25 protein-coding genes are annotated in these 24675 nt (G+C 68.3%); 21 read left to right on the plus strand and 4 right to left on the minus strand.

All coding sequences use genetic code 11. The features are described 5' to 3' along the window. Positions 1-3: 3 nt before the first annotated feature. The 8 genes from AC3ENO_RS08770 to AC3ENO_RS08805 are packed head-to-tail and all read left to right on the plus strand — an operon-like array spanning position 4 to position 7417. Positions 4-795 carry an ABC transporter ATP-binding protein gene (locus AC3ENO_RS08770; RefSeq protein ID WP_434970257.1) on the plus strand — a complete coding sequence of 264 codons (792 nt, stop codon included), beginning with the start codon at positions 4-6 and terminating at the stop codon, positions 793-795. Then, the gene (locus AC3ENO_RS08775) at positions 792-1535 is read left to right on the plus strand and encodes an ABC transporter ATP-binding protein (protein ID WP_434970258.1); all 744 of its coding nucleotides are present in this window, start codon (positions 792-794) and stop codon (positions 1533-1535) included. Before AC3ENO_RS08770 ends, AC3ENO_RS08775 begins: the two co-directional genes overlap by 4 nt. Further along, the gene (locus tag AC3ENO_RS08780; protein ID WP_434970259.1) at positions 1532-2407 is read left to right on the plus strand and encodes a branched-chain amino acid ABC transporter permease; all 876 of its coding nucleotides are present in this window, start codon (positions 1532-1534) and stop codon (positions 2405-2407) included. Before AC3ENO_RS08775 ends, AC3ENO_RS08780 begins: the two co-directional genes overlap by 4 nt. Then, positions 2404-3519 (plus strand): branched-chain amino acid ABC transporter permease, encoded by a 1116-nt coding sequence (locus tag AC3ENO_RS08785; protein ID WP_434970260.1) that lies wholly within the window; start codon positions 2404-2406, stop codon positions 3517-3519. The genes AC3ENO_RS08780 and AC3ENO_RS08785 overlap by 4 nt, the downstream gene beginning before the upstream one ends. Further along, positions 3516-5084, plus strand: coding sequence for a class I adenylate-forming enzyme family protein (locus AC3ENO_RS08790; protein WP_434970261.1), 1569 nt, complete (start codon positions 3516-3518; stop codon positions 5082-5084). The genes AC3ENO_RS08785 and AC3ENO_RS08790 overlap by 4 nt, the downstream gene beginning before the upstream one ends. After that, positions 5068-5760: a TetR/AcrR family transcriptional regulator gene (locus AC3ENO_RS08795; RefSeq protein WP_434970262.1), complete on the plus strand. Its 693-nt coding sequence runs from the start codon at positions 5068-5070 to the stop codon at positions 5758-5760. The genes AC3ENO_RS08790 and AC3ENO_RS08795 overlap by 17 nt, the downstream gene beginning before the upstream one ends. Continuing rightward, positions 5757-6509 carry a 3-hydroxybutyrate dehydrogenase gene (locus tag AC3ENO_RS08800; protein WP_434970263.1) on the plus strand — a complete coding sequence of 251 codons (753 nt, stop codon included), beginning with the start codon at positions 5757-5759 and terminating at the stop codon, positions 6507-6509. Before AC3ENO_RS08795 ends, AC3ENO_RS08800 begins: the two co-directional genes overlap by 4 nt. Next, on the plus strand, positions 6506-7417 hold the full coding sequence (locus tag AC3ENO_RS08805) for an alpha/beta fold hydrolase (RefSeq protein WP_434970264.1): 912 nt from the start codon (positions 6506-6508) through the stop codon (positions 7415-7417). The genes AC3ENO_RS08800 and AC3ENO_RS08805 overlap by 4 nt, the downstream gene beginning before the upstream one ends. Before the next feature lie 8 nt (positions 7418-7425). Here the strand turns inward: AC3ENO_RS08805 and AC3ENO_RS08810 are convergent, their stop codons facing one another. Further along, the gene (locus tag AC3ENO_RS08810; protein WP_434970265.1) at positions 7426-8211 is read right to left on the minus strand and encodes an IclR family transcriptional regulator; all 786 of its coding nucleotides are present in this window, start codon (positions 8209-8211) and stop codon (positions 7426-7428) included. 137 nt (positions 8212-8348) lie between these two features. Between AC3ENO_RS08810 and AC3ENO_RS08815 the strand changes: the two genes are divergently transcribed. From AC3ENO_RS08815 to AC3ENO_RS08825, 3 genes are read left to right on the plus strand one after another with little or no spacing between them, the layout of a single operon-like run. Next, positions 8349-9131 carry a CoA transferase subunit A gene (locus AC3ENO_RS08815; protein ID WP_434970266.1) on the plus strand — a complete coding sequence of 261 codons (783 nt, stop codon included), beginning with the start codon at positions 8349-8351 and terminating at the stop codon, positions 9129-9131. A 3-nt stretch (positions 9132-9134) separates the two neighbouring features. Further along, positions 9135-9788 carry a CoA transferase subunit B gene (locus AC3ENO_RS08820; RefSeq protein ID WP_434970267.1) on the plus strand — a complete coding sequence of 218 codons (654 nt, stop codon included), beginning with the start codon at positions 9135-9137 and terminating at the stop codon, positions 9786-9788. Beyond that, the gene (locus AC3ENO_RS08825; protein WP_434970268.1) at positions 9785-10969 is read left to right on the plus strand and encodes an acetyl-CoA C-acetyltransferase; all 1185 of its coding nucleotides are present in this window, start codon (positions 9785-9787) and stop codon (positions 10967-10969) included. Before AC3ENO_RS08820 ends, AC3ENO_RS08825 begins: the two co-directional genes overlap by 4 nt. Positions 10970-11041: 72 nt before the next feature. Here AC3ENO_RS08825 and AC3ENO_RS08830 read toward each other — a convergent pair whose 3' ends face one another. Next, a complete protein-coding gene (locus tag AC3ENO_RS08830) occupies positions 11042-11278 on the minus strand; it encodes a hypothetical protein (protein ID WP_434970269.1) in 237 nt (78 codons plus the stop codon). A 105-nt stretch (positions 11279-11383) separates the two neighbouring features. Between AC3ENO_RS08830 and AC3ENO_RS08835 the strand changes: the two genes are divergently transcribed. The 9 genes from AC3ENO_RS08835 (at position 11384) to AC3ENO_RS08875 (ending at position 20455) form a co-directional block, all read left to right on the plus strand. Then, positions 11384-12778, plus strand: a complete 1395-nt coding sequence (locus tag AC3ENO_RS08835; protein ID WP_434970270.1) for an alpha,alpha-trehalose-phosphate synthase (UDP-forming) — start codon at positions 11384-11386, stop codon at positions 12776-12778. Between the two features lie 25 nt (positions 12779-12803). Continuing rightward, on the plus strand, positions 12804-13619 hold the full coding sequence (otsB, locus tag AC3ENO_RS08840) for a trehalose-phosphatase (protein WP_434970271.1): 816 nt from the start codon (positions 12804-12806) through the stop codon (positions 13617-13619). Positions 13620-13628: 9 nt separating this feature from the next. Next, the gene (gene ilvD / locus AC3ENO_RS08845; RefSeq protein WP_434970272.1) at positions 13629-15335 is read left to right on the plus strand and encodes a dihydroxy-acid dehydratase; all 1707 of its coding nucleotides are present in this window, start codon (positions 13629-13631) and stop codon (positions 15333-15335) included. A gap of 45 nt (positions 15336-15380) precedes the next feature. Further along, positions 15381-17183, plus strand: coding sequence for an acetolactate synthase large subunit (locus tag AC3ENO_RS08850; protein WP_434970273.1), 1803 nt, complete (start codon positions 15381-15383; stop codon positions 17181-17183). Between the two features lie 3 nt (positions 17184-17186). Further along, entirely contained in the window at positions 17187-17696 is a 510-nt protein-coding gene (gene ilvN / locus AC3ENO_RS08855) for an acetolactate synthase small subunit (protein WP_434970274.1), read from the plus strand. A gap of 86 nt (positions 17697-17782) precedes the next feature. After that, positions 17783-18808 (plus strand): ketol-acid reductoisomerase, encoded by a 1026-nt coding sequence (gene ilvC, locus AC3ENO_RS08860; RefSeq protein WP_434970275.1) that lies wholly within the window; start codon positions 17783-17785, stop codon positions 18806-18808. Between the two features lie 114 nt (positions 18809-18922). Next, positions 18923-19450 carry a DNA polymerase III subunit gamma/tau gene (locus AC3ENO_RS08865; RefSeq protein WP_434970276.1) on the plus strand — a complete coding sequence of 176 codons (528 nt, stop codon included), beginning with the start codon at positions 18923-18925 and terminating at the stop codon, positions 19448-19450. Further along, entirely contained in the window at positions 19447-19827 is a 381-nt protein-coding gene (locus tag AC3ENO_RS08870) for a bacitracin resistance protein (RefSeq protein ID WP_434970277.1), read from the plus strand. Before AC3ENO_RS08865 ends, AC3ENO_RS08870 begins: the two co-directional genes overlap by 4 nt. A gap of 1 nt (position 19828) precedes the next feature. Further along, positions 19829-20455: a class I SAM-dependent methyltransferase gene (locus AC3ENO_RS08875; RefSeq protein WP_434970278.1), complete on the plus strand. Its 627-nt coding sequence runs from the start codon at positions 19829-19831 to the stop codon at positions 20453-20455. Here the strand turns inward: AC3ENO_RS08875 and AC3ENO_RS08880 are convergent. Together AC3ENO_RS08880 and AC3ENO_RS08885 are read right to left on the minus strand one after the other, a co-directional pair. Continuing rightward, positions 20437-21831 carry an MFS transporter gene (locus tag AC3ENO_RS08880; RefSeq protein WP_434970279.1) on the minus strand — a complete coding sequence of 465 codons (1395 nt, stop codon included), beginning with the start codon at positions 21829-21831 and terminating at the stop codon, positions 20437-20439. The two genes, AC3ENO_RS08875 and AC3ENO_RS08880, sit on opposite strands and share 19 nt — an antisense overlap. Beyond that, positions 21828-22892 carry an aminoglycoside phosphotransferase family protein gene (locus tag AC3ENO_RS08885; RefSeq protein ID WP_434970280.1) on the minus strand — a complete coding sequence of 355 codons (1065 nt, stop codon included), beginning with the start codon at positions 22890-22892 and terminating at the stop codon, positions 21828-21830. Before AC3ENO_RS08885 ends, AC3ENO_RS08880 begins: the two co-directional genes overlap by 4 nt. Positions 22893-23052: 160 nt before the next feature. Between AC3ENO_RS08885 and serA the strand changes: the two genes are divergently transcribed. Then, positions 23053-24657: a phosphoglycerate dehydrogenase gene (serA, locus tag AC3ENO_RS08890; protein ID WP_434970281.1), complete on the plus strand. Its 1605-nt coding sequence runs from the start codon at positions 23053-23055 to the stop codon at positions 24655-24657. Positions 24658-24675 lie beyond the last annotated feature (18 nt).

Raw genomic sequence — 24675 nt, forward strand, 5'->3', positions numbered from 1 at the left:
AACATGAGCACTCCGGTTCCGTCCGCGCCCGCGCGACAGTCCACGCCCTCCGCTCTGCGGGTGGAGAGCTTGGGCCTGCAGATCGGCGGCGCGACAATTCTGAAGGATGTCGACCTCGATGTCGCCCCGGGTTCCCTGGTCGGCGTCATCGGGCCGAACGGCGCGGGCAAGACCACGCTGTTCAACGTCATCTCCGGCATCATGACCCCGACGACGGGTCGGGTTCTGATGAACGGCGAAGACATCTCGACGATGTCCGTGCCCGCCCGGGCGCGGGCGGGACTGGGGCGCACCTTCCAGACCTCGAGCCTGTTCCCCAAGCTCAGCGTCCTGGAGAACGTGCGACTTGCCGCGCAGGTCGCGGTCGGGCGCGATTACTCGCTGTTCCACTTCCCGACCGCGAAGGATGCAGCGACCCAGCGTGCGCTGCAGAACCTCGAGGAGGTGGGGCTGACCCACAAGCTCCTGACGCCGGCGGGCGATATCTCCCACGGCGACAAGCGCAAGCTCGAGATCGCGGTGCTGCTGGCCATGGATGCCAAGATCGTGCTGCTGGACGAACCGATGGCCGGGGTCGCATCGGGCGATGTCGCGGGCCTCGTCGACAACATCCGCGAGCTTCAGCAGCGGACCGGATGCACCGTCCTCATGGTCGAGCACCACATCGACGTGCTCATGGGTCTGGTTGAGAAGGTCGCGGTGATGTACTTCGGCTCGATCATCGCGTTCGACTCGCCCGCCGAGATCATGGCCAACCCGCTCGTGCAGAGCGCCTACCTCGGGACTGCCGCATGAGCGCCATCCTGGAGGTCACCGACCTGCGCTGCTCGATCGCCGGTCAGCCCGTGGTCGAAAGCGTCACCTTCTCCGTCCCCGCCACCGGGATCACGGCAGTGCTCGGCCGTAACGGGGTGGGCAAGACCTCCACGCTGCGCGGCATCCTGGGGCTCATCCACCGCCGAGGCGAGGTGCGACTGGCCGGGGAGCGCATCGACTCGCTCCCCACTCACCGGATCGTGAAACGGGGCGTCGGATACGTCCCGGAAGACCGCGAGGTGTTCGCCAAGCTCACCGTCGCCGAGAACCTCGCGCTGGCCGAGCGGCAGCGAAACCCCCGCCGCGAGTTCGTCGCCGAGCTGTTCCCGGATCTCGTCGGCAGACGCGATCAGATGGCCGGCACGCTCTCGGGCGGACAGCAGCAGATGGTCTCGGTCGCGCGAGCGCTCATGAACGACAACCAGCTCCTGCTGGTCGACGAGCCGACGAAGGGACTTGCGCCCAAGATCGTCACCGAGGTGGCTGACGCGCTCGAAGAGGCGGCCAAGATCGTGCCGATCTTGCTCGTGGAACAGAACCTCGACGTGGTCAAGCGACTCGCCCACGGCGCGATCGTCATCGACAGCGGCCGCGTCGTCCACACCGGTTCGGCGCGCGAGATCCTCGACGACGAGGAACTCACGCAGCGTCTGCTCGGCGTCCACGCCGAGCGACCCGCGGCTGCCGACACCGCACCATCCCCGGAGGCCCACTCGTGAGCACCATCATCCTCACCCTGGTGACCGGCGTCGGTCTCGGGGCGCTCTACTTCCTCGTCGCATCGGGCCTGAGCCTCATCTACGGCCTCATGCACGTCCTGAACTTTGCCCACGGCGCCTTCCTGACGCTCAGTGCGTTCCTCGGATGGATGGTCGCGCAAGCACTCGGCACCGAGTCGTGGTGGTCGTTCCTGGTCTCCATCCTGGTGGGCGCGGCCGTCGGTGCGGTGTTTGCGACCCTCACCGAACTCGTTCTCATCCGCCCGCTCTACGAGCGCCACATCGAACAAGTCCTCGTGACCGTCGGGCTCTCCTTCGCGGCCGTTGCCCTCTTCGAGGGCGTGTGGGGGACAGACGCCATCCCGATCTCGGGTCCGCCATGGCTCAAGGACACCACCGAGATCCTCGGTGCTCGCATTCCCAACGTGTACTGGGTGCTGATGCTCGCCGCCGCGCTCGTGCTGGCCGCGCTGGTGCTCTTCCTGAAGAAGACCCGCTACGGCATGATCATCCGCGCCGGCGTCGAGAACCGATCGATGGTGACGTCGCTCGGGATCGACGTGCGCCGCTCGTTCACCCTCGTGTTCGCCATTGGTGGCGCGGCGGCCGGAATCGGCGGGGTGCTCGCCATGCACTACTCGACGTTCGTCTCGGCGCACCTCGGGTCGACGCTGCTGATCTTCGCATTCATCGTGACGGTCGTCGGAGGGCTCGGGTCCCTCACCGGGGCGGCTGTCGCCTCCGTGGTCGTGGCGGTGCTGCAGCAGTTCGCGAACTTCTACCTCGGCGGCACAGGCGACTTCATCGTCGTCATCCTGCTGGCGGTCGTCCTGCTGGTGCGGCCCTCTGGTCTTCTCGGGAGGAAAGCATGAGCATCCGTCGATACTGGCCGGCCCTCATGGGTGTGGTGCTCGTGGTCTTCATGGCCCTCCTGCCGCTGCTGAACATCTCCATCCCCGGAGTGCTCCCCACGGCGACCTACCAGCCGGGAACGCTTGCGCTGCTGTCCCTGTGCATGGTGTTCGCTGCGCTCGCCCTGTCGTACAACCTGCTGCTGGGCACCTCGGGGATGCTGTCGTTCGGACACGCCCTGTATTTCGGAGCCGGTGCCTACGGTCTCGGGATCGCGCTCGAGCACTTCGGGGTCCCGATGTTCCCCGGGGTCTTCCTCGCCCTGATCGGCGGCATGGTCATCGCCTTCGTCACCGGCGCCGTCGCCATGCGTGTCTCGGGCATCCCGTTCGCGATGGTCACGCTCGCGTTCGCGCAAGCCGGTTCCGTGCTCGTGCGGCGCAACTCGGCGATCACCGGCGGTGAGGAAGGCTTGAGTCTGAACACCGACCAGGTGCCCGATGTCCTGGTGGGCGTGGTCAACACGCGCAATCTCTACTGGTTCGCCCTCGCGGTGCTCGTGATCGTCTACCTCGTCACCCTGTGGGTCGACACCTCCCGACTCGGGCACCTGGCCCGTGCCACGCGGGAGAACGAGCAGCGCGTCCGCGTCCTGGGGCTTCGCCCCTATCGCATCCGGCTGATCATCTTCGTGATCGCCGCGGTGCTCGCGAGCCTGGCAGGTGTCGCCTACATGCTGCTGCAGTCCGGAACCGTTCCCCGGGCGGTGTCGGCGGACCTCACGATCACAGTCCTCGTCATGGTCGTGCTCGGCGGTGTGGGATTCCGGTGGGGCGCGATCGTCGGGGGAGTGCTCTATACGCTTCTGGATCAGCGCCTGACCGTGCTCGCCGGGTCCGAGGCGATCGCGTCTCTGCCCGACATCCTTCGGATCCCGCTGTCAGAACCGCTGTTCCTGCTCGGAGCGCTGTTCATCATCGTCGTCATGTTCCTGCCCGGCGGTATCGCCGGCACGATCGACGGCTGGTGGCGTCGCCGCCACGGTGAGCGGCACGTGCGCGATAGTCTGCGGAGCATCGACGACGCGGAGGCAGATGCCGACGCGATCGGTGCCTCGGAGGTTCGGGCGTGAGCAACGACATACAGGACGAGTCGCACACGATCGGCCGGTGGCTGATCGAGCGCGCCGCGCACACACCGCATCGCATCGCGATCGACGATCGCGGCGTGACGATCGACTATGCCGACCTGGCCCGTCGGTCGCGTGCGCTCGCGGAGGGGCTCCTGGACGCCGGTTTCGGAGCCGGATCGCGCATCGCGACGGTCGCCGGGAACTCGATAGACCAGGTGGTGCTCTTTTTCGCCTGCGCGCTCACGGGCGCGGCATTCGTTCCGCTGTCGTGGCGTCAGACGACCAGAGAGCTCGTCGACACGCTCGGTCGCAGCGGGCCACACCTGGTGGTCGTCGACGATGAGTTCGCGGTCGCCGCGGGCGAAGCCCTGCGCGAGCTCGAGGCCGCGCCGCCGGTCGCGGCACTGGGCACCGCAGGAATCGAGCGCTCCCTACCTCTCGCCCAGCAGCCCCGGGATCGCCGGCCGGTCCGCGATGACGACCCGCTGCTCATCGTCTACACGTCGGGCAGCGAAGCGGCTCCCAAGGGCGTCATCCTGACCCACGCGAACTGTTTCTGGAACAACTTGGCGCTCGGTCGCGCGCTGCCCTTGGGTGAGACGGATGTCGTGCTGGCCGTCCTCCCGCAGTTCCACGTCGCCGCGTGGAACTGTCAGCCGCTGCTGGCGTGGTGGGGCGGAGCGACGGTCGTGCTCGAGCGGTCGTTCGACACCGAACGGGTGCTTCAGCTCATCCGGGAACGTCGCGTCACTGCCATGATGGGCGTGCCGACGCAGTACGCGATGCTCGCCGAGTCCCGTGGGTGGGCGACGAGTGATCTGTCATCGGTCCGCCTTGCTCTGGTCGGTGGCGCGACCCTTCCCGGGGCGGTTCGCGAGGCGTGGCAGGCGCGCGGCATCGAGCTGGTTCAGGGCTACGGTCTCACGGAGGCGGGGCCCAACGTGCTCCACTGCCCGAACGGCGTCGCTGCCGACCGCCGTGGGGCAGTTGGGCGACCGTACCCGCACGTGAGTGTGCAGGTCGTCGACCCCGAGACTCTCCTCCCGCTGCGCGGCGACGCGACCGGGGAGCTGTGGGTGAGGGGCCCGAGCGTTTTCGCCGGCTACCTCGGCGACCCCGCGGCCACGGCGCGCGCCATGCACGGCGACTGGCTGCGCACCGGAGATGTCGTCCACCGCGACGGCGACGGGGTCTTCACCGTTGTCGACCGGCTGAAAGACATCTTCATCTCGGGGGGAGAGAATGTCGCGCCGGCGGAGGTGGAGCACGCGTTGTGCCTGCATCCCCTGATCACGGGGGCCGCGGTCGTGGGTGTTCCCGACCCGGTGTGGGGGGAGCGTGGCGTCGCGTTCGTGACCGTCCGCTCGGGCGCGGTCCTGTCGCAGGACGAGGTCTTCGCGCATGCCCGCCGCACGCTCGCTGCCTTCAAGGTTCCGATCGCCATCCGGGTTGTCGACAGCCTGCCGCGTTCGTCGATCGACAAGCTCGCCCGCTCACGGCTGCGTGAGCACGCCCGGACGATTGCGGCATCCGCCCAGGAGGTGTCGCGTGAGCGTTCCCGCTGAGGATGAGGATGTCGCACCGGTGTCCTCGGCCACGGGGCGGCCGCTGACCAAGCGCGGCGAGGCCACCCGTCGGCGATTGCTCGAGGCAGCCGAGGCGGTGTTCGCCGACCAGGGCTACCACGAAGCATCGATCGTGAAGATCACCGAGCGTGCCGGCATCGGCCTCGGTACCTTCTACCTCTACTTCGACAGCAAGCAGACGATCTTCGAGGCGCTCGTCATCGACTTGAACCGACGGGTGCGCCACTCGATGTCCGAGTCGATGGCCGGAGCCACGACCCGGCTGGAGGCGGAGCGAGCGGGGTTTGCGGGCTTCTTCCGCTTCACCGCCGCCCACCCCGCTCTGTACCGGGTCGTGCGCGAAGCCGAGTTCGTCTCGCCCGAGATCCTTCGACTGCACTACACCCGCATCGTCGAAGGCTACGAGGCGGGACTGCGCGCAGCCCAGAGCAGCGGCGACGTCGATCGCGCCCTCGACCCCGAAGTCACGGCGTGGGCACTCATGGGTATGGGAGAGCTCATCGGCATGCGCTTCCTCCTGTGGGAGAGGGATGCCGACGGCAGGCCGCCCGCCGAGCTCGATCCGGCGGTCATGGCCTCGATGTCCACGCTCATCGACAACGCGCTCGCACCGCGAACAGAGCCATCTCGATCAACAAAGGAGGGCACCCCATGACCGAACAGGACCTCGCCGGACGGCGCGCGCTGGTCACCGGGGGAGCAAGCGGTATCGGACTGGCATGCGCGACGGAGTTCGCCTCACGGGGAGCGTCGGTCGTGATCGCCGACCTCAACGCGGATGCCGCGAACGCAGCTGCCGCGCAGATCGGCGGCGAATCGTGGGTCGTCGACCTCTCCGACACAGAAGCGCTCGACGATCTGCGCCTCGATGTCGACATCCTCGTCAACAACGCCGGCATCCAGCGGGTCAGTGCGATCCCCGAGTTCGATCCGGCAACGTTCCGCATGATGATGCGTCTCATGCTCGAGTCGCCCTTCCTGCTGGTGCGCGCGGCGCTCCCGCACATGTACGAGAAGGGCTGGGGGCGGATCATCAACATCTCCAGTGCGCACGGGCTGCGCGCGAGCCCGTACAAGGTCGCCTACGTATCTGCCAAGCACGGCCTGGAGGGCCTGTCGAAGGTCACGGCGTTGGAGGGAGGTGCGCACGGGGTCACGAGCAACTGCATCAACCCCGCGTATGTGCGCACGCCGCTCGTCGAGAAGCAGATCGCCGACCAGGCGAAGGTTCATGGGATTCCCGAGGACGAGGTCGTGGAGAAGATCATGCTCACCGAGACCGCCGTCAAGAGGTTGGTCGAGTCCGAGGAGGTCGCGTCTCTGGCCGGCTGGCTTGCCTCCGACAAGGCCGGAATGGTCACCGGCGCCTCCTACACGATGGACGGCGGGTGGACGGCACGATGAGCGCGCACACGTACCGCACCGTCGACGTCCCCGTTCCCGGCGGTGAACTTCACGTGGGGATCTGGGACCCGGTGGACGCGATGACCGGGGAAGTCCTGCTCGTCCACGGTGTGACGTCCTCTCACCTGGCATGGCCGTTCGTCGTCGAGGAGCTGCCGGGTATCCGTGCCATCGCCCCCGACCTGCGGGGCCGGGGCCGCAGCAACGAGGTGTCGGGCCCGGCGGGGCTGGCGGCGCACGCCGACGACCTCGCAGCGGTGCTCGATCAGCTCGGGATCGACCGCATCACCGTCGTCGGCCATTCCATGGGCGCGTTCGTCTCGGTGGTGTTCGCGCACCGGCATCCGTCGCGCGTGGAGCGTCTGCTCCTCGTGGACGGCGGGATGCCCCTCGACGTGCCGGCGGGGATGGATGCCGATGCCGTCGCGACCCATGTGCTCGGCCCCACCGCCGCGCGACTGTCGATGAGGTTCGCCTCGATCGACGACTACCTGGAGTTCTGGCGGCCCCACCCCGCGTTCGCGACCTCGTGGGCGCCCGAGCTCGAGAGCTACTTCGCGTACGACCTCGTCGACGACGGTGCCGGCGCGCTGCGCCCGGCGACGCGGTACGAGACGATGGTCGACGACACGATCGACATGAACACGGGCTCCGCACTGCCGGATGCTCTCGCCGAGGCGCAGCATCCGATCACCCTCCTGACGGTCCCGCGAGGGCTGCAGGATGAGGAGCCGGGACTGTACGCACCGGACTATCTCGACGGCGTGCTGGCCAGGTATCCGAGTGTCGAGCACACGCGCCTCGACGATCTGAATCACTACACGATCGTCATGAGCGAGGCCGGTGCGAGGGTCGTCGGCGACGCGGTTCGTGCGGTTCTGGCCCCGCGCGCAGCGCTGCGGGACTAGCGCCGGCATCAGCCGCGCGCGGCGGCGACCCGCGTCGTCAACTGGTGCGCGTGCGCAAGCAGGATGCGGCCGAGCTCGGGGAGCCGGTCCGGACCGAACCGGAACTCGACGCCGGTAAGGCTCAGGGCCCATTGCGGGTGTCCCTCCCGGGTGAACACCGCCGCACCGACACCGAAGCTCCCCTCGACGATGAGCCCCGGGTTCACGGCGTAGCCGCGCTCTTGCGTCTCCCGCAGGCGCGCGCGTAGGCGCGCGGGGGCATGCGCCGTGCCCCAACGGTCAGGCAGATCCGGATGCCGCTCGAAATACGCGTCCACATCGTGGGCTGGGAGGAACGAGAGGATGGCGAGCCCTGCCGAGGCCACGCCGAGGGGGAACCGCACCCCCTCCGAGAGCACGAACGAGCGGATCGGAAAGCTGCCCTCCTCGCGCAGCAGGCACACGGTTTCGTCGCCTCGCCGCACGGAGAGGAACGCGCTCTCTTCGGTGCGTACCGCGAGGGAGCGCACGATGTCACGCGCAAGGCTCGTGATGTCGTACCGCGAGGCAGCGGCGGCGCCCATCAGATACAGCTCGGGGCCGGGCATCCACGTGCCCCCGGATTCGTCCTGGTCGACGAGTCCCTCGTGACGCAGCGCCGTGAGCAGCCGGTGTGTGGTCGGGCGGGTGAGGCCTGCTCGACGCGCCAGTTCCGAGACGGTCAGACCTGCGGCCCCGCCCGCCGAGACCAGCCGCAGCAGCGATGCGGCACGGGCGATCGCCTGTGCACCGGGAATCGACCGTCCGTTGTCCATGATGTGGACAGTAGCTCGAATCGTGTCCACATCACAAGCGGATGCTGGAGTCCGTTGTCGGTGACCGCGACGATGAAGTGAGCGCGTCCAGCGGTGCGGGAGGCGCGGGAACACCGGCAGACCGAAGGAGCTCATCCGTGATCGACAAGACCTGGGAGTCGCCGGCCGCGGCCGTCGCTGACATCCCCGCCGGCGCGACCCTCGCCGTGGGCGGGTTCGGCCTGTCGGGCAACCCCATGGCACTGATCGAGGCGCTGCACGCGCGAGGCGTGGACGACCTCTCGATCGTGTCGAACAACTGCGGTGTCGATGACTGGGGTCTGGGCATCCTGCTGGCCGACAAGCGCATCCGCAAGATGACGTCGTCGTACGTGGGGGAGAACAAGGAGTTCGAGCGGCAGTTCCTCTCCGGAGAACTCGAGCTCGAACTGACCCCGCAGGGCACACTGGCTGAGAAGCTGCGCGCCGGGGGCGCCGGCATCGCGGCGTTCTACACCCAGACCGGCGTCGGCACCCAGGTCGCCGAGGGCGGGCTGCCCCGCCGCTACGACGGTGCCGGGGGCATTGCCGTCGCCTCTCCCGTGAAGGATGTGCGCACCTTCGAGGTCTCGGGCGGGCCGCGCGAATACGTGCTCGAGGAGGCGATTGTGACCGACTACGCGCTCGTGCACGCCCTGCGAGGCGATCGCCACGGCAATCTCGTCTTCAACAAGGCCGCACGCAACTTCAACCCTCTCGCCGCGATGGCCGGGCGGATCTGCATCGTGCAGGTCGAGGAACTGGTCGAGCCGGGTCAGATCGACCCGGATGCCGTGCACCTGCCCGGCGTCTACGTCCACCGCATCGTCGAGGTGGGTCCCGACATCGAGAAGCGCATCGAGCGGCGCACGGTCTCGGCCGCCGCCCCGGAAGGAGCCTGAGAGATGGCACTCACCCGCACCGAGATGGCCGCCCGCGCGGCCAAGGAGCTCTCAGACGGCGCGTACGTCAACCTCGGTATCGGCTTGCCGACCCTGGTTCCCAACTACGTGCCCGAGGGTGTCACGGTCGTCCTGCAGTCAGAGAACGGCATCCTCGGGGTCGGCCCCTACCCGGCCGAGGCGGATGTCGACCCCGACCTCATCAACGCGGGAAAGGAGACAGTGACGACCCTCCCGGGTGCCGCGTTCTTCGACTCCGCGACGAGTTTCGGGATGATCCGCGGCGGCAAGATCGACGCGGCCATACTCGGGGCGATGCAGGTGTCGGCATCGGGAGATCTCGCCAACTGGATGATCCCGGGGAAGATGGTCAAGGGACCGGGCGGCGCGATGGACCTCGTGCACGGGGCGGGAAAGGTGATCGTGCTGATGGAGCACGTCGCCAAGGACGGGAGCCCCAAGATCGTCACCGAGTGCTCCCTGCCGCTGACCGGCAGGGGAGTGGTCGACCGGATCATCACCGACCTCGCGGTGCTCGACGTGACAGCCGACGGGCTCGTCCTGGTGGAACTGGCACCGGGTGTGAGCGTCGAGGACGTCCGCACGGCGACAGAACCCGAGATCACCGTCTCGGACGACCTTAAGGTGGAGGCATGAACCACGAGGACGTCGTCATCGTCGGTGCCGCGCGCACCCCGCAGGGTCGGCTGAAGGGGCAGCTGTCATCGCTACCCTCGACAGCGCTGGGGAGCATCGCGATCCGCGGCGCGCTCGAGAAGGCAGGGATCTCACCGGACGCCGTCGACGCGGTGCTGGTCGGTCAGGTCCTGCCCGCGGGAGCCGGTCAGAACCCCGCGCGCCAGGCGGCGATCGGCGCCGGCATCGGCTGGGACGTGCCCGCCTCATCCATCAACAAGGTGTGCCTGTCAGGACTCACCGCCGTCATCGACGCCGCCCGGATGATCCGGCTCGGTGATGCGCGCGTTGTCGTCGCGGCCGGGATGGAGTCCATGTCGCAGGCTCCGCACCTGCTCATGGGATCGCGCGATGGCTGGTCCTACGGTTCGGTCGAGGTGCTCGACCACATGGCCTACGACGGCCTCACGGATGCGTTCGACCGCGAGAGCATGGGCGGTTCGACCGAGCGTCACAACGCCCGCTATGAGGTCACGCGCGAGCAGCAGGATGCCGTCGCAGCCCGGTCGCACCAGCGGGCGGCGGCGGCATGGGAGGCGGATGTCTTCGCCGACGAGATCGTGCCCGTGGAGATCCCGCAGCGCAAGGGCGACCCCAAGATCGTGACCCGCGACGAGGGCATCCGCCCCGAGACCACGGTCGACACCCTGGCAGGACTGCGCCCGGCCTTCTCGAAAGACGGCACGATCACGGCGGGTAACTCGTCGCAGATCTCCGACGGTGCTTCCGCGGTGATCGTCACGGGTCGTTCGCACGCCGATGAGAACGGCTGGCCGGTGCTCGCGGTGATCGGGTCCGCCGGCCAGGTAGCCGGCCCTGACAACACCCTCCACGCCCAGCCCGCGCGCGCGATCGTCGCGGCGTGCGAACGGGAGGGTATCGCGGCGTCAGATCTGGACTTCGTGGAGATCAACGAGGCCTTCGGTGCCGTCGTCGCCCGGTCCCAGGCGGAACTGGGCCTCCCGGACGAGGTCGTCAACATCCACGGCGGGGGGATCGCCATCGGGCATCCCATCGGCGCCTCCGGCAACCGGCTCGTCGTGCACGCCGTCCATGAGCTCCTGCGTCGAGGCGGGGGCACGGCCGCTGTCGCGCTGTGCGGCGGTGGCGGTCAGGGCGATGCACTGATCCTCAAGCGCTGAGGGCACACCCGCCGCGCGATCGACCGACCGGTCCACGAGGGCGGGTGCCGTCACATCGGCATCCGCCCTCGGTCACCTCTTACCGTCTTCGAGCCGCCGCGCGGCAGGGGAGTCGGCCGGAACGGGCTTGCCCTGATCGATCCGTCGCATGTCGACGATCGCTCCGACTGCCAGGGCGACGGTGATCCCCCAGTTCACCCACGCCAGCGCCGTGCGCCAGGTGAAGGTGTCCTCGCGCAGCGCGCGCAGGAGCGAAAAGCCCGAGATGACTGCTCCGATGATGCCGGTGCCGAAGAGGTACTTGCCCATGCGCTCCACGCTACACATGCGGCCCGCGCTGTCCAGCCCCGGCGTCGGGACCGGCGGAGCCGGTACCCTGGAGGTGCCCGCGTCCGCCATCGTGAAGGAGCTCGCGTGTCGCAAGCCAGTTTCGTCGTCGTCGCCAATCGACTGCCCGTGGATCGTGACGATGACGGAGGCTGGAGACGTTCACCGGGAGGCCTCGTCACCGCTCTGGAGCCGGTGATGCGCAAAGCCGACGGCGCATGGGTCGGGTGGCCCGGCAAGCCGGACCTGCATCTGGACCCGTTCGACTTCGAGGGAACCCACCTCGTGCCCGTGCCCCTGAGCGCCGACGAGGTGCAGAACTACTACGAGGGGTTCTCCAACGACACCATCTGGCCGCTGTACCACGACGTGATCTCCGCGCCGCGCTACCGGCGCGTGTGGTGGGACGCGTACGTCGACGTCAACCGCCGGTTCGCGGAGGCGTCCGCGGAGGCTGCCGCCGACGGTGCGACGGTGTGGGTGCAGGACTACCAGCTCCAACTGGTGCCGGCGATGCTGCGGCGGATGCGTCCCGACCTGACGATTGGCTACTTCCACCACATCCCGTTCCCGGCATACGGCCTGTTCTCACAGCTTCCGTGGCGTCGGCAGGTGATCGAAGGGCTGCTCGGAGCCGACGTCGTCGGTTTCCAGCGCACCGCCGATGCGAGCAACTTCGCCCGTGCCGTGCGCCGGCAGTTCCATTACACGACGAAGGCCTCGGGAATCACGGTGCCGATGGAGGACGGCAGCACCCGCAACGTGCTTGCGAAGGCATATCCCATCTCCATCGACGCGGAGTCGTACGTCACCCTCGCGCAACGACCCGACATCCAAGCGCGGGCCAAGGAGATCCGGGAAGGACTCGGCAACCCCAAGGCGGTCCTGCTCGGGGTGGACAGGCTCGACTACACGAAGGGCATCCGTCACCGGTTGAAGGCGTTCGGCGAGCTCCTCGTCGACGGCCGCCTGAGCGTCGAAGACGCCACCCTCGTCCAGGTGGCAAGCCCGAGTCGAGAGCGCGTGGATGCCTACATCCAGCTGCGTGACGAGATCGAGCTGACGGTCGGTCGCATCAACGGCGACTTCGACACGATGGATCACACCGCGATCCGGTACCTGCATCAGGCGTTCCCCCGCGAGGAGATGGTCGCTCTGTATCTCGCCGCGGACGTCATGCTCGTGACCGCGCTTCGCGACGGGATGAACCTCGTCGCGAAGGAATACGTCGCCAGCCGCATCGACAACCGCGGCGTGCTCTTGCTGAGCGAGTTCGCCGGAGCCGCCGACGAGTTGGGCTCGGCGATCCGGATCAACCCGCACGACATCGATGGCATGAAGGATGCCATCATGCGCGCCATCGACATGCCGGGAAGCGAGCAGGGGCGACGGATGCGGTCGCTGCGCCGCCGGGTCCTCGAGCACGATGTCACCGACTGGTCCAAATCCTTCCTGGAAGCGCTCGCCGCCGCGAAGCGCTGACTCGCCCGACGACGAAAGACCCGAGATGACGACTCCCGATGCACATCCCGTTTCCGCTGTCTCCGACCAGGTCCGGGACGCCCTGGCGACCGTGGCAGGAATTCCGAGACTGCTGGTGGCCCTCGATTTCGACGGCACGCTGTCGCCGCACGTCGTCGACCCGATGACGGCGCGGATGCTGCCCGCGGCGCGCGAGGCCGTGCATGCGCTCGCCGAGTTGCCCGAGACGACGGTCGCCCTCGTGTCGGGGCGGAGCCTCGTCGATCTTCGGATCATCGCCGAGCACGGCGACGACTCCCCGATCGTGCTGGCTGCCTCCCACGGTGCCGAGTACTGGATCCCGGGTGAGGGTGCCGTCGAGCCGGCGGAGGATGACGCCGAGCGCGGTCTGCGCGACCTGCTGCGCGCCCGCGCGGAAGAGATCGTCGCTGACTACGACGGCGTCTGGATCGAGCCGAAGACCTTCGGCTTCGGAGTCCACACCCGCAACGCGACTGATGAGGTCGGGGAGCAGGCGGCGGCCGCCGTCGACGCCATGGTCGCGGGCGCGGCTCCCGACTGGCGCCGGCGTACCGGCAAGAAGATCGTCGAGTACGCGTTTCGGCAGGAGGGCAAGGACACCGCGATCGCGAACCTGCGTGAGCGCCTCGGCGCGGACGCCGTGCTGTTCGCGGGGGATGACACCACGGACGAGGATGCCCTGCGAAGCCTGCAGCCGCAGGATCTGGGCATCCACGTCGGCGACGGCCCGACGGCAGCCCGCGTGAGCGTCGCGGATATCCCCGCGATGGCCGCTGCGCTGGCAGAGCTCGCGGATCAGCGCCGGCACGCGCAGGAATAGACTGCCAACATGGCCCCGCACGACAGCACCATCGACATCAAACCTCGGAGCCGGGTCGTCACCGACGGCATCGAAGCCACGACCTCCCGCGGAATGCTCCGCGCGGTGGGCATGGGTGACGAGGACTGGGACAAGCCCCAGATCGGCATCGCCTCCAGCTGGAACGAGATCACTCCCTGCAACCTGAGCCTGGACCGCCTGGCTCAGGGCGCAAAGGAAGGCGTCCATTCCGGGGGCGGCTACCCGCTCCAGTTCGGCACCATCTCGGTCTCGGACGGCATCTCCATGGGGCACGAGGGGATGCATTTCTCCCTCGTCTCGCGTGAGGTCATCGCCGACTCCGTCGAGACCGTCGTCATGGCCGAGCGCCTGGACGGCACCGTGCTGCTGGCCGGCTGCGACAAGTCGATTCCCGGGATGCTGATGGCCAGCGCCCGCCTCGACCTGTCGAGCGTCTTCCTCTACGCCGGGTCGATCGCGCCCGGTTGGGTGAAGCTCTCGGACGGCACCGAGAAGGACATCACGATCATCGACTCCTTCGAGGGCGTCGGCGCGTGCCTGTCGGGACGGATGAGCGAAGCCGACCTCAAGCGCATCGAGTGCGCGTTCGCTCCGGGCGAGGGGGCGTGCGGCGGCATGTACACCGCCAACACGATGGCATCCGTCGCCGAGGCGCTCGGTCTCAGCCTCCCCGGCTCGGCCGCGCCGCCCTCGGCCGACCGTCGCCGCGACGCGTTCGCGCACCGCTCGGGCGAAGCCGTCGTCAACCTGCTGAGGCTCGGCATCACGACGCGCGACATCCTCACGAAAGAGGCGTTCGAGAACGCGATCGCCCTCGCCATGGCACTCGGTGGGTCGACCAACGTCGTCCTGCACCTTCTCGCGATCGCCCGCGAGGCGGATGTCGAACTCAGCCTGCACGACTTCAACCGCATCGGCGACAAGGTGCCGCATGTCGCGGACATGAAGCCGTTCGGGAAGTACGTCATGAACGACGTCGACCGTCACGGCGGCATCCCGGTCGTCATGAAGGCGATGCTCGACGAGGGCCTGCTCCACGGCGACGCGCTCACCGTGACCGGCAAGACGCTCGCCGAGAACCTGCGCGATCTGAACCCGGACCCCGTCGACGGCACCGTGATCCACCGCTTCGACGACCCGATCCACGCCTCCGGTGGGCTGACGATCCTGCACGGCACGCTGGCGCCCGAGGGTGCTGTCGTGAAGACAGCCGGATTCGACGCGGCAGTGTTCGAGGGGCCGGCTCGGGTGTTCGAGCGCGAGCGTGCCGCGATGGACGCGCTCGAGGCCGGGGAGATCTCGGCGGGCGATGTGGTCGTCATCCGTTATGAGGGACCCAAGGGTGGCCCCGGGATGCGGGAGATGCTCGCGATCACCGCCGCCATCAAGGGTGCCGGCCTCGGAAAAGATGTACTACTCTTGACAGACGGCAGATTCTCGGGCGGCACAACCGGCCTGTGCATCGGCCACATAGCACCCGAAGCGGTCGACGCAGGTCCGATCGCCTTCGTGCGCGATGGTGATCTGATACGGGTCGATATCGCAGCTCGCTCGCTCGACCTACTCGTCGACGAGGCTGAGCTGAGTTCCCGCCGGCAGGGCTGGGAACCGCTTCCTCCGCGCTATACCCGTGGCGTTCTCGCCAAGTACACGCGACTCGTGCGTTCGGCATCCGAAGGCGCGACGACGAACTAGGCGTTCCTCTCTCGCAACTCTCGATCTCATCGCAAGGAATCCATCATGTCCTCCGACATCGCCACGGCCGTGCCCCGGCCACCCGCTCGCAGCGCTTCGGCACCTGTGATGACGGGAGCCGAGGCGGTCGTCCGTTCTCTCGATCTGCTGGGGGTGACCGACGTGTTCGGTCTGCCCGGCGGCGCGATCATGCCCGTCTACGACCCCCTGATGGACGACGACGCGGTTCGTCACATCCTCGTCCGTCACGAGCAGGGCGCCGGTCACGCGGCCGAAGGGTACGCGTCGGCGTCGGGCAAGGTCGGGGTTGCGATCGCGACGTCGGGACCGGGGGCGACGAACCTCGTGACGGCGATCGCGGATGCCTACATGGACTCCGTGCCGCTGCTGTGCATCACCGGTCAGGTGTTCTCGAGCCTCATGGGCACCGACGCCTTCCAGGAAGCCGACATCGTGGGCATCACGATGCCCATCACGAAGCACTCGTTCCTGGTCAAGCGCGCCGAAGACATCCCCGGTGCGATCGCCGCAGCGTACGAGATCGCCTCGACCGGTCGCCCCGGGCCCGTGCTCGTGGACATCACCAAGGATGCCCAGCAGGCCGAGGCTCCGTTCGTCTGGCCGCCCCAGATCGACCTGCCGGGGTACCGGCCGGTGACCAAGGCGCACGGCAAGCAGATCCAGGCGGCAGCGCAGCTGATCGCTGAGGCCGAGAAGCCCGTCCTCTATGTCGGTGGAGGCATCATCCGGTCGCGCGCGTCCGAGCAGCTGCGCGCGCTGGCCGAGGCGACCGGCGCTCCGGTGGTCACGACGCTGATGGCGCGGGGGGCCTTCCCCGACTCGCACGAGCAGAATCTCGGTATGCCCGGCATGCACGGCACGGTTCCGGCCGTGCTGGCGCTGCAGGAGTCCGATCTGATCGTCGCCCTCGGTGCCCGCTTCGATGACCGTGTCACCGGCAAGGCGTCGCACTTCGCTCCGAACGCGAAAGTGATCCACGTCGACATCGACCCCGCCGAGATCTCCAAGATCCGCGCGGCTGACGTGCCGATCGTGGGGGACCTGCGCGAGGTTCTCGTCGACCTCGAAGCGGCGTTCCGCGCGGGCGCCGATTCGGGCCGCGCCGACATCAGCCAGTGGTGGGCGTACCTGAAGGGGTTGCGCAGCGAGTTCCCGCTCGGCTACGCGCCTACCAGCGACGGGCTTCTGGCGCCCCAGCACGTCATCCAGCGGATCGGCGAGCTCACGGGTCCCGAGGCGATCTATGCCGCCGGCGTCGGGCAGCACCAGATGTGGGCAGCCCAGTTCATCAAGTACGAGCGCCCCAACGCCTGGCTGAACTCGGGCGGGGCCGGCACCATGGGCTACGCCGTCCCCGCGGCGATGGGCGCGAAGGTCGCCCAGCCGGATCGGGTCGTGTGGGCCATCGACGGTGACGGATGCTTCCAGATGACCAATCAGGAGCTCGCCACCTGCGTGCTCAACAACATCCCCATCAAGGTCGCGATCATCAACAACTCGTCGTTGGGCATGGTGCGCCAGTGGCAGACCCTGTTCTTCAACGGGCGTCACTCGCACACCGACCTCAACACCGGTCATGGCACCGCGCGGGTTCCCGACTTCGTGAAGCTCGCCGAGGCCTATGGCTGCCTGGCGTTGCGCGTCGAGAAGGAAGACGAGATCGACGAGGCGATCCGCGTCGCGCTGGAGACGAACGACCGACCCGTCGTCATCGACTTCGTCGTTTCGGCCGACGCCATGGTGTGGCCGATGGTGCCCCAGGGCGTGGGCAACAGCGAGATTCAGTACGCGCGTGATCACGCGCCGAGCTTTGATCAGGAGGACTGAGCCATGACGAGCCACGTGCTGAGCCTCCTGGTCGAAGACAAGCCGGGCCTGCTGACCCGCGTCGCTGGTCTGTTCGCCCGGCGCGGTTTCAACATCGAATCCCTCGCGGTGGGCGTCACCGAGGTGCCGGGTCTGTCGCGGATCACGGTCGTCGTCGACGTCGAGGGGCTTCCGCTCGAGCAGGTGACCAAGCAGCTGAACAAGCTCGTGAACGTCATCAAGATCGTGGAGCTGGACCCGGCGGCATCCGTGCAGCGCGAGCACATGCTCGTGAAAGTGCGTGCCGACAACGCGAGCCGCTCGAACGTTCTCGAGGTGATCAACCTGTTCCGGGCATCCGTCGTGGACTATGCCCCGGACGCCATGGTGATCGAGATCACCGGCGACAAGGGCAAGGTCGAGGCCTTCCTCCGCGCCATCGAGCCGTTCGGGATCAAGGAGCTGGCCCAATCGGGCATGCTCGCGATCGGCCGCGGCGGCAAGAGCATCACCGAGCGGGTTCTGCGCGGCTGACACGACCACGCCGGTCCGCTCTCGGTCGTTGAGCGGACTGGGCGAGAGAAAACGACCACAATCGCACAGTCAAGGAGAGACACCCCATGGCCGAAATGATCTACGACCAGGATGCCGATCTGGCCCTCATCCAGGGCAAGAAGGTCGCCATCGTCGGCTACGGCTCGCAGGGCCACGCCCACGCGCAGAACCTGCGTGACTCGGGCGTCGAGGTCGTCATCGCGCTCAAGGACGGCTCGAAGTCCGCGCCCAAGGCCCAGGAGGACGGCTTCGAGGTCAAGTCGGTCGCCGACGCCACGGCGTGGGCCGATGTCATCATGATCCTGGCGCCCGACCAGCACCAGCGCGGGATCTACAACAACGAGATCAAGCCGAACCTCACGCCCGGCAAGACGCTCGCGTTCGCGCACGGGTTCAACATCCGATTCGGCTACATCGAGGCGCCCGAGGGTGTCGACGTCATCCTTGTGGCCCCGAAGGCTCCCGGCCACACCGTGCGGCGCGAGTACGTCGCCGGCCGCGGCATCCCCGACATCATCGCGGTGGAGAAGGATGCCTCGGGCAGCGCCTGGGAGCTTGCGAAGTCGTACGCCAAGGCGATCGGCGGCACCCGCGCCGGCGTCATCAAGACGACCTTCACCGAGGAGACCGAGACCGACCTGTTCGGAGAGCAGGCCGTGCTGTGCGGTGGTGTCTCGCAGCTGATCCAGTACGGCTTCGAGACCCTCACCGAGGCCGGGTACCAGCCCGAGATCGCGTACTTCGAGGTGCTGCACGAGCTCAAGCTCATCGTCGACCTCATGTGGGAGGGCGGCATCGCCAAGCAGCGCTGGAGCGTGTCCGACACCGCCGAGTACGGCGACTACGTTTCGGGCCCGCGCGTGATCGACCCGCACGTCAAGGAGAACATGGCGGCGGTCCTCGCCGACATCCGTTCCGGCGCGTTCGCGGAGCGTTTCATCACCGATCAGGACAACGGTGCTGTCGAGTTCCTCGAGCTGCGTGAGAAGGCCGCGAAGCACCCGATCGAGGCGGTCGGTAAGGACCTGCGTGCCCTGTTCTCGTGGAAGCAGCAGGACGCCGACTACGTCGAGGGTTCCGCCGCGCGCTGATCCCCGCACCTTCGCCGAGCCCACACCTCCGGCACCGAGCCCACACGTCTGCCCACGCAGACCGTGTGGGGCCGCAACGGAGAGTGTGGGCTCGGCCGTGAGTAGGCTGGGCGTGTGAGCACCGACCGTGACGACGACGCCCTGTCCTGGGGCGACGACGACCCCACCCTCGAGACGGGGCGGGCGCTGCCGCCCGGGTACGTTGCGGTGGGCAAGGGGAGTGAGACGATCTCACCGACGTCTGCTGCGGGAACGGATGCCGACACCGCGGCGCGGGGCGATGCCGCTGCGACTGAAGACCTGCCCGAGCGAGAACTCGACCGGGCAGATGGTGATTCCTCGGCGCCAGCAAGCAATGCCGCGCTCATCATCCTGGGCGTCTTCGGCGGCGTGTACGCGCTCGAGAGCATCGGATGGATCATCGGGGGCCTCCGGCTGCAGCAGTACGCCGAGTTCCTGGTCGCACCGCTGGCGTATCAAGTGAGCCTCTGGCTGGCCGTGTTGACGCCGCTCATCTGGTTCGTCACGGTGCTGCTGCTCACCCGCGGCGGCCGGTCGTGGGTCCGTGTGCTGTTGCTGGTCGCGGGGGCTGTGCTCGTGCTGCCGTGGCCGTTCATCATGGTGGGGGCGATCGGGCAATGAGCGAGAACACCGACGCCGCCCAGACCGGAGCCACAGCATCCGTGACAGCGCGCCCCAGCGCACTCCCGGTCTGGCTGATCGCGACGATCGCGGGCTTCTTCGGCCTGTTCTACGCCTACGCGGTCTGGAACGCCGTCGCGTTCCTGGTCTCCCAGGCAAGCGGGCCCTTGGGTCTGAACGGCGGGGGATGGGCCCTGCTGCTGACAGCCGCGGCGTTCCCGATCATCGTGTTCGCTCTGGCGTTCGCGACCGGCTGGAAGCGCCGAGCCGGGGCCTTCGCGCTCATCATGCTCTCGGGCCTCGGGATCGTCGCGGTGTTCTGGATGAACGTGCTCGCGTACGCGGCGGTCTACGGCGCCTCGCTGCTCGGAGGCTGAGGTGACAACCGAGCGGGTCGACGGCGAATTCGCGTCGTCGAATGAGGGATACGAGCTCGCGTACGAGAGCTTCGACGACCGTCCCGGTCTCTCGGACTCCCACGCCAAGTGGGACGCGCTGACCCTGCCGGACGTCTCGGGCTCTTCGGCTCTCGATGTCGGCTGCAACGAGGGCTATTTCTGCGGACGTCTTCGATCGTCGGGAGCCGCATTCGTGTTCGGGTTCGATGCGGATGACGAGGTGATCGCGGTCGCTCATGAGCGATTCCCCGACGTCGGTTTCGCGGCCTTGGATTGGGACCGCTCGTGGGAGGGCACCGTTCCTCGTATGGGCCACTACGACATCGCGCTCCTCGTGTCGGCGCTGCACTACTCGCAGGCTCCCGAGCAGCTGGTGGGCAAGATCCATGACGCGCTGGCACCCGGGGGACTGCTCGTGTTCGAGGGCGGTGTCGCGCCGGGCGACGGTGACCGGGTCCGCGTCGTGCGTGAGCACGACGTGACGTGGCACTTCACCCATTCGGGGCTCGAGCGGCTGTTCGCCGCATGGCACATCGAACTGGTCGCACCCAGCGTCACGCAGGCGACCGATCCGGTGCCGAGGTTCGTCTACCACCTTCGTCGCTGAGCGACGCGCTCCGCGGAGCCCGATGCGTTCTGCGGGGCCTGGAGCGCGGCCACGAGCGCCGCGAGCATCAGGACGGTGGCGATCGCGAACATGATGGGCGTCGCGATCGCGATGGACATCCCGTAGGCGGGCAGCAGACTGAACAGCGCATATCCGTAGGCCGAGCCGGCTCGGCGGGCCGTGGTCTGGGCCGTCGCGGCGGGTGCCGTCGTCGAGGGATCCTCGGCGGCGCCCATGCCCCACGACAAGGCCTGCGGCGATGCAATGCCGACTCCCACTCCGCTGAGAAGGTTGCCGATCGCCGCGACCGTGAGTCCGATGGGCGCTGTCGACATTCCGATCAGTAGTGCGGTACCGATCGCCGAGAGCGCGAGTCCGGTGATCACGGTGGTGCGTACGCCCAGACGCGTCACCACCCAGGACGAGACTCCGCTGCCCACGGCGATCCCGCCGGTCACCGCAACGAGGAAGAGGCCGGCGGCGGTCGCCGACCACCCCGCGCGCTGCAGCAGGAGCGACTGGAAAGGCTGCGACGCTGCGACCGCCGCATACACGAGGGCACCGAGAGCCAGGGTCACCGAGAAGACGCGAGAGCCCCGAAGGCGCCTAGGGACGAACGGGGAATGCGCGCGTCGTTCAGCGAGCACGAATCCGGTGAGCGCCGCCACGGTGCCCGCGATCAGGATCGCGCCGAGGGCCGGTGCGTCGACCAGCGACTGGACTCCCACGGCGCCTGCAAGGATCGCGGCGCTCAGGAGCAACGCGAGAGACGGGGACGTCGGCGGCGCCTGCTCGCCGTCGCCGCGTGCGGTGCGCAGCAGGGGGAGGGAGACGAGCAGGATGGCGGCAGCCAGCGCGGTATGCACGGCGAACACGCCCCGCCATGAGAACAGATCGATCAGGAGTCCGCTTGCGAGCGGGCCGAGCGCGAGTCCGGCGGCGGTGAAGGCCGTCGTGACGGCGATCGCGCTCGAGAGCCCCTTCGCGTCCCGAGTCGCGGTGAGCAGCGCCAGACCCGCCGCGACGGCGACGGCGCTCGCCGCCCCCAGGAGCAGTCGTCCCAGGAGGAACACGGTGGTTCCCGGCGCCGCGGCCGTGACGGCGGCAGCGATCGTCATCACAGCGGCAGAGGCGATGAAGGTGCGACGGATGCCGATCCGACGCGCCGGGAACGACGCGAGGGGAGCGCATGCGGCCAGAGCGAGGGGGAAGGTGTTCTGCAGCCACATGAGCATCGATGCCGACGGCTGGAACGTGGCATCCAGCGACGGCAGCGTGATCGCGATCCCGGTGAGGTCCCAGGCCAGCAGGAGGTTGCTCATGGCGACCGCCGCGAGAGCGACGGCGGCGCCGGGTGCGGCAGCGCGGCCGGTCACGACGGTAGCTCATCCAAGAAGCGGACGACCTCGCACTCGCGCAGAGCCGACTCCAGCAGGCGCGCCCCGCGCAGGTAGGAGTCGTGCCGGGTTCCGCTGTCCCACGGGGGGACCTCCTGGAACATTCCGAACTGTGCGCACAGCGCGAGCCCTGCGAGGTAGTCGGGCCACTGCGACAGCGGCGGACGCCCGTGCTCGGACAGGCGCTGCATCCACAGCTCCCACGCTGCCCGGTGCGCAGCCCGGCTTCCGGCGCCCTCCTCCGTCTCGGACGCCAGCCGGGCGATGTCTATGGTCGGTATGCCGAGGGTCGCCGTGCCGAAGTCGACCAGAGCGAGCCCGCCGCGGCTGTCGCCTGCGCACCGCAGCACGTTGCGCGCTGTCGCGTCGCCGTGCGCGATCGTCGCGTCCCGCCGGCGGACCCACTCCAGCAGTCGCGGGTACCTCGCGAAGACGCTGTCGTACATCTCCACGGCATCCGGGCGCCTGCGGGCGACCTCGGAGCGCAACGTGTCCCACACGGCCGAGATCGCGTCCGCCATCAGGTAGCTGTGGCGGGGCAGATGCCGGCCGTGGCGCTCGGGCGTCGCGTGGAGGGCGGCGTATGCGGTGAGCGCGTCGGCGAGATCGGCCGTGCGAAGGGGGTCGAGGTCTGCTCCGGTTGCCGCGACGTCCTCGAGGATCAGCATCCCCGCATCGCCCGATTCGGACGCCACGGACCACAGGCACGTCGGGGTGCGCACGCCCGCGTGCGGGGCGACGTGGTCGTAGAAGGACTTTTCGGTCCGCCACTGAGGCAGCCGACGTCCCGTGCCCCGGAACGAGTCGCCGCTCGACTTCACGACGTAGCGTCGGGTCTCGGTCACGGCGGCGGGTCGTGGTGCCGACGTATCGCCCCGGGAGCTGCGCCTGAGCGTGATCGTTACCCGATCGATGCGACTTGTCGCCCCCGCCGCATCCAGGTCGGGTGTGATGCTGACCGACTTCACCGATCCTTCCTCGGACGAGAGGATCGATTCCCACCACGACGCTCGCTCGAGCTCACCCGCACCCACGCGCATGGACTGAGTGTGACATGCTCCGAGCGCGTCATCTGGTCGGGGTCCCTGCCGTGCCCGCGATAGGCTGGCGGCGGCCCGTCGTCATGGCGTGCGGCGCGGCATCCCCGTCACCCTGTGCTCGCGCTGTGCGCGTGGCGCATCTGCTCCGAAGGATCCACCCGTGTCCAAACCGGTCGTCCTGATCGCCGAACAACTGTCCCCCGCCACGATCGAGGCGCTCGGCCCGGACTTCGATGTCCGCAGCGTCGACGGCACCGACCGGCCCGCGCTGCTGGCAGCCCTTGCCGACGCCGATGCCGTTCTCATCCGTTCGGCCACGAAGATGGATGCCGAGGCGATCGCGTCCTCGCAGAAGCTCCGGGTGATCGCTCGTGCGGGAGTCGGCCTCGACAACGTCGACATCAAGGCCGCCACCGCCGCGGGGGTCATGGTCGTCAACGCCCCCACATCGAACGTCATCTCGGCGGCTGAACTGACCGTCGGGCACATCCTGAGCCTTGCCCGTCATATCCCGGCTGCGCACGCATCCCTCGCGCAGGGTCAGTGGAAGCGCAGTTCGTTCACGGGCGCAGAGCTGTTCGAGAAGACGGTCGGCATCCTCGGCCTCGGTCGTATCGGCGCGCTTGTGGCCGAACGGATGCGCGCCTTCGGCGTGCGCCTGGTCGGCTACGACCCCTACGTCACGCCCGCTCGCGCTCAGCAGCTCGGGGTTGAGCTGCTGAGCTTCGACGACGTCGTGCGTGAGAGCGACTTCCTCACCGTGCACATGCCGAAGACCCCGGAGACCACCGGGATGATCGGCGCGGAGCAGCTCGCGGCGATGAAGCCCACCGCCTACGTGATCAACGTCGCGCGCGGCGGCCTCTTCGACGAAGAGGCGCTGCTGGAGGCGCTCACGACCGGTCAGATCGCCGGTGCGGGCCTCGATGTCTTCACCGCGGAGCCGCCGAAGCCGGAGTCGGCTGCCGCGAAGCTCGTCGCACTCCCGAATGTCGTCGCAACCCCGCACCTGGGGGCCTCGACCGACGAGGCCCAGGAGAAGGCGGGTGTCTCGGTCGCCAAGTCCGTCAAGCTCGCGCTCGAGGGCGACCTCGTTCCGGATGCCGTCAACGTCGCCGGCGGTGTCATCGACCCGTTCGTGCGCCCCGGGATCGGTCTTGTCGAGATGCTCGGCCAGTTCTTCACCGGTCTCGCCTACGGCGCGCTCACCTCGCTCGATATCGAGGTGCGGGGGGAGCTGGCAGCCTATGACGTCAGCGTCTACCGGCTTGCCGCGCTCAAGGGCATCTTCACGAACATCGTCAGCGAGAACGTGTCGTACGTGAACGCGCCGCTCTTCGCCGATCAGCGCGGGATCGAGACCCGCATGATCGTCGAGGCGGAGAGCCCGCAGTACCGCAATCTCACGGTGCTGCGCGGAACGCTCTCGGACGGCACCGTGCTCAGCGTCGCCGGAACGCTCGCCGGAACACGCATGGTCCCGAAGGTCGTGGGGATCAACGGTTACGACATCGAGGTACCGATCGCCGGGCACCACGTCGTGATGCGCTACGGTGACCGCCCCGGGATCGTCGCGATCTACGGGCAGAAGCTCGGCGACGCGGGGATCAACATCGAGGGGCTGCAGGTGGCGCATCCGGATGCCGAAGGCCACGCCCTCTCGGTGCTGACCGTCGACTCCGCCGTGCCGGACGAACTGCTGGCGGAGATCCAGTCGGCCATCGGTGCCGACCTGCTGCGTCAGATCGAGATCGTCGAGCCGTAGGGCTCGTCGCGGACCGCC

The sequence above is a fragment of the Microbacterium sp. bgisy207 genome (genome assembly GCF_057706855.1).

Bases quoted from the DNA above. Each gene is read 5' to 3' on its own strand.
- AC3ENO_RS08770 (WP_434970257.1), top strand. From the start codon at position 4: ATGAGCACTCCGGTTCCGTCCGCGCCCGCGCGACAGTCCACGCCCTCC.
- AC3ENO_RS08775 (WP_434970258.1), top strand. From the start codon at position 792: ATGAGCGCCATCCTGGAGGTCACCGACCTGCGCTGCTCGATCGCCGGT.
- AC3ENO_RS08785 (WP_434970260.1), top strand. From the start codon at position 2,404: ATGAGCATCCGTCGATACTGGCCGGCCCTCATGGGTGTGGTGCTCGTG.
- AC3ENO_RS08800 (WP_434970263.1), top strand. From the start codon at position 5,757: ATGACCGAACAGGACCTCGCCGGACGGCGCGCGCTGGTCACCGGGGGA.
- AC3ENO_RS08805 (WP_434970264.1), top strand. From the start codon at position 6,506: ATGAGCGCGCACACGTACCGCACCGTCGACGTCCCCGTTCCCGGCGGT.
- AC3ENO_RS08810 (WP_434970265.1), bottom strand. From the start codon at position 8,211: ATGGACAACGGACGGTCGATTCCCGGTGCACAGGCGATCGCCCGTGCC.
- AC3ENO_RS08820 (WP_434970267.1), top strand. From the start codon at position 9,135: ATGGCACTCACCCGCACCGAGATGGCCGCCCGCGCGGCCAAGGAGCTC.
- AC3ENO_RS08825 (WP_434970268.1), top strand. From the start codon at position 9,785: ATGAACCACGAGGACGTCGTCATCGTCGGTGCCGCGCGCACCCCGCAG.
- AC3ENO_RS08830 (WP_434970269.1), bottom strand. From the start codon at position 11,278: ATGGGCAAGTACCTCTTCGGCACCGGCATCATCGGAGCAGTCATCTCG.
- otsB (WP_434970271.1), top strand. From the start codon at position 12,804: ATGACGACTCCCGATGCACATCCCGTTTCCGCTGTCTCCGACCAGGTC.
- ilvD (WP_434970272.1), top strand. From the start codon at position 13,629: ATGGCCCCGCACGACAGCACCATCGACATCAAACCTCGGAGCCGGGTC.
- AC3ENO_RS08850 (WP_434970273.1), top strand. From the start codon at position 15,381: ATGTCCTCCGACATCGCCACGGCCGTGCCCCGGCCACCCGCTCGCAGC.
- ilvN (WP_434970274.1), top strand. From the start codon at position 17,187: ATGACGAGCCACGTGCTGAGCCTCCTGGTCGAAGACAAGCCGGGCCTG.
- ilvC (WP_434970275.1), top strand. From the start codon at position 17,783: ATGGCCGAAATGATCTACGACCAGGATGCCGATCTGGCCCTCATCCAG.
- AC3ENO_RS08870 (WP_434970277.1), top strand. From the start codon at position 19,447: ATGAGCGAGAACACCGACGCCGCCCAGACCGGAGCCACAGCATCCGTG.
- AC3ENO_RS08885 (WP_434970280.1), bottom strand. From the start codon at position 22,892: ATGCGCGTGGGTGCGGGTGAGCTCGAGCGAGCGTCGTGGTGGGAATCG.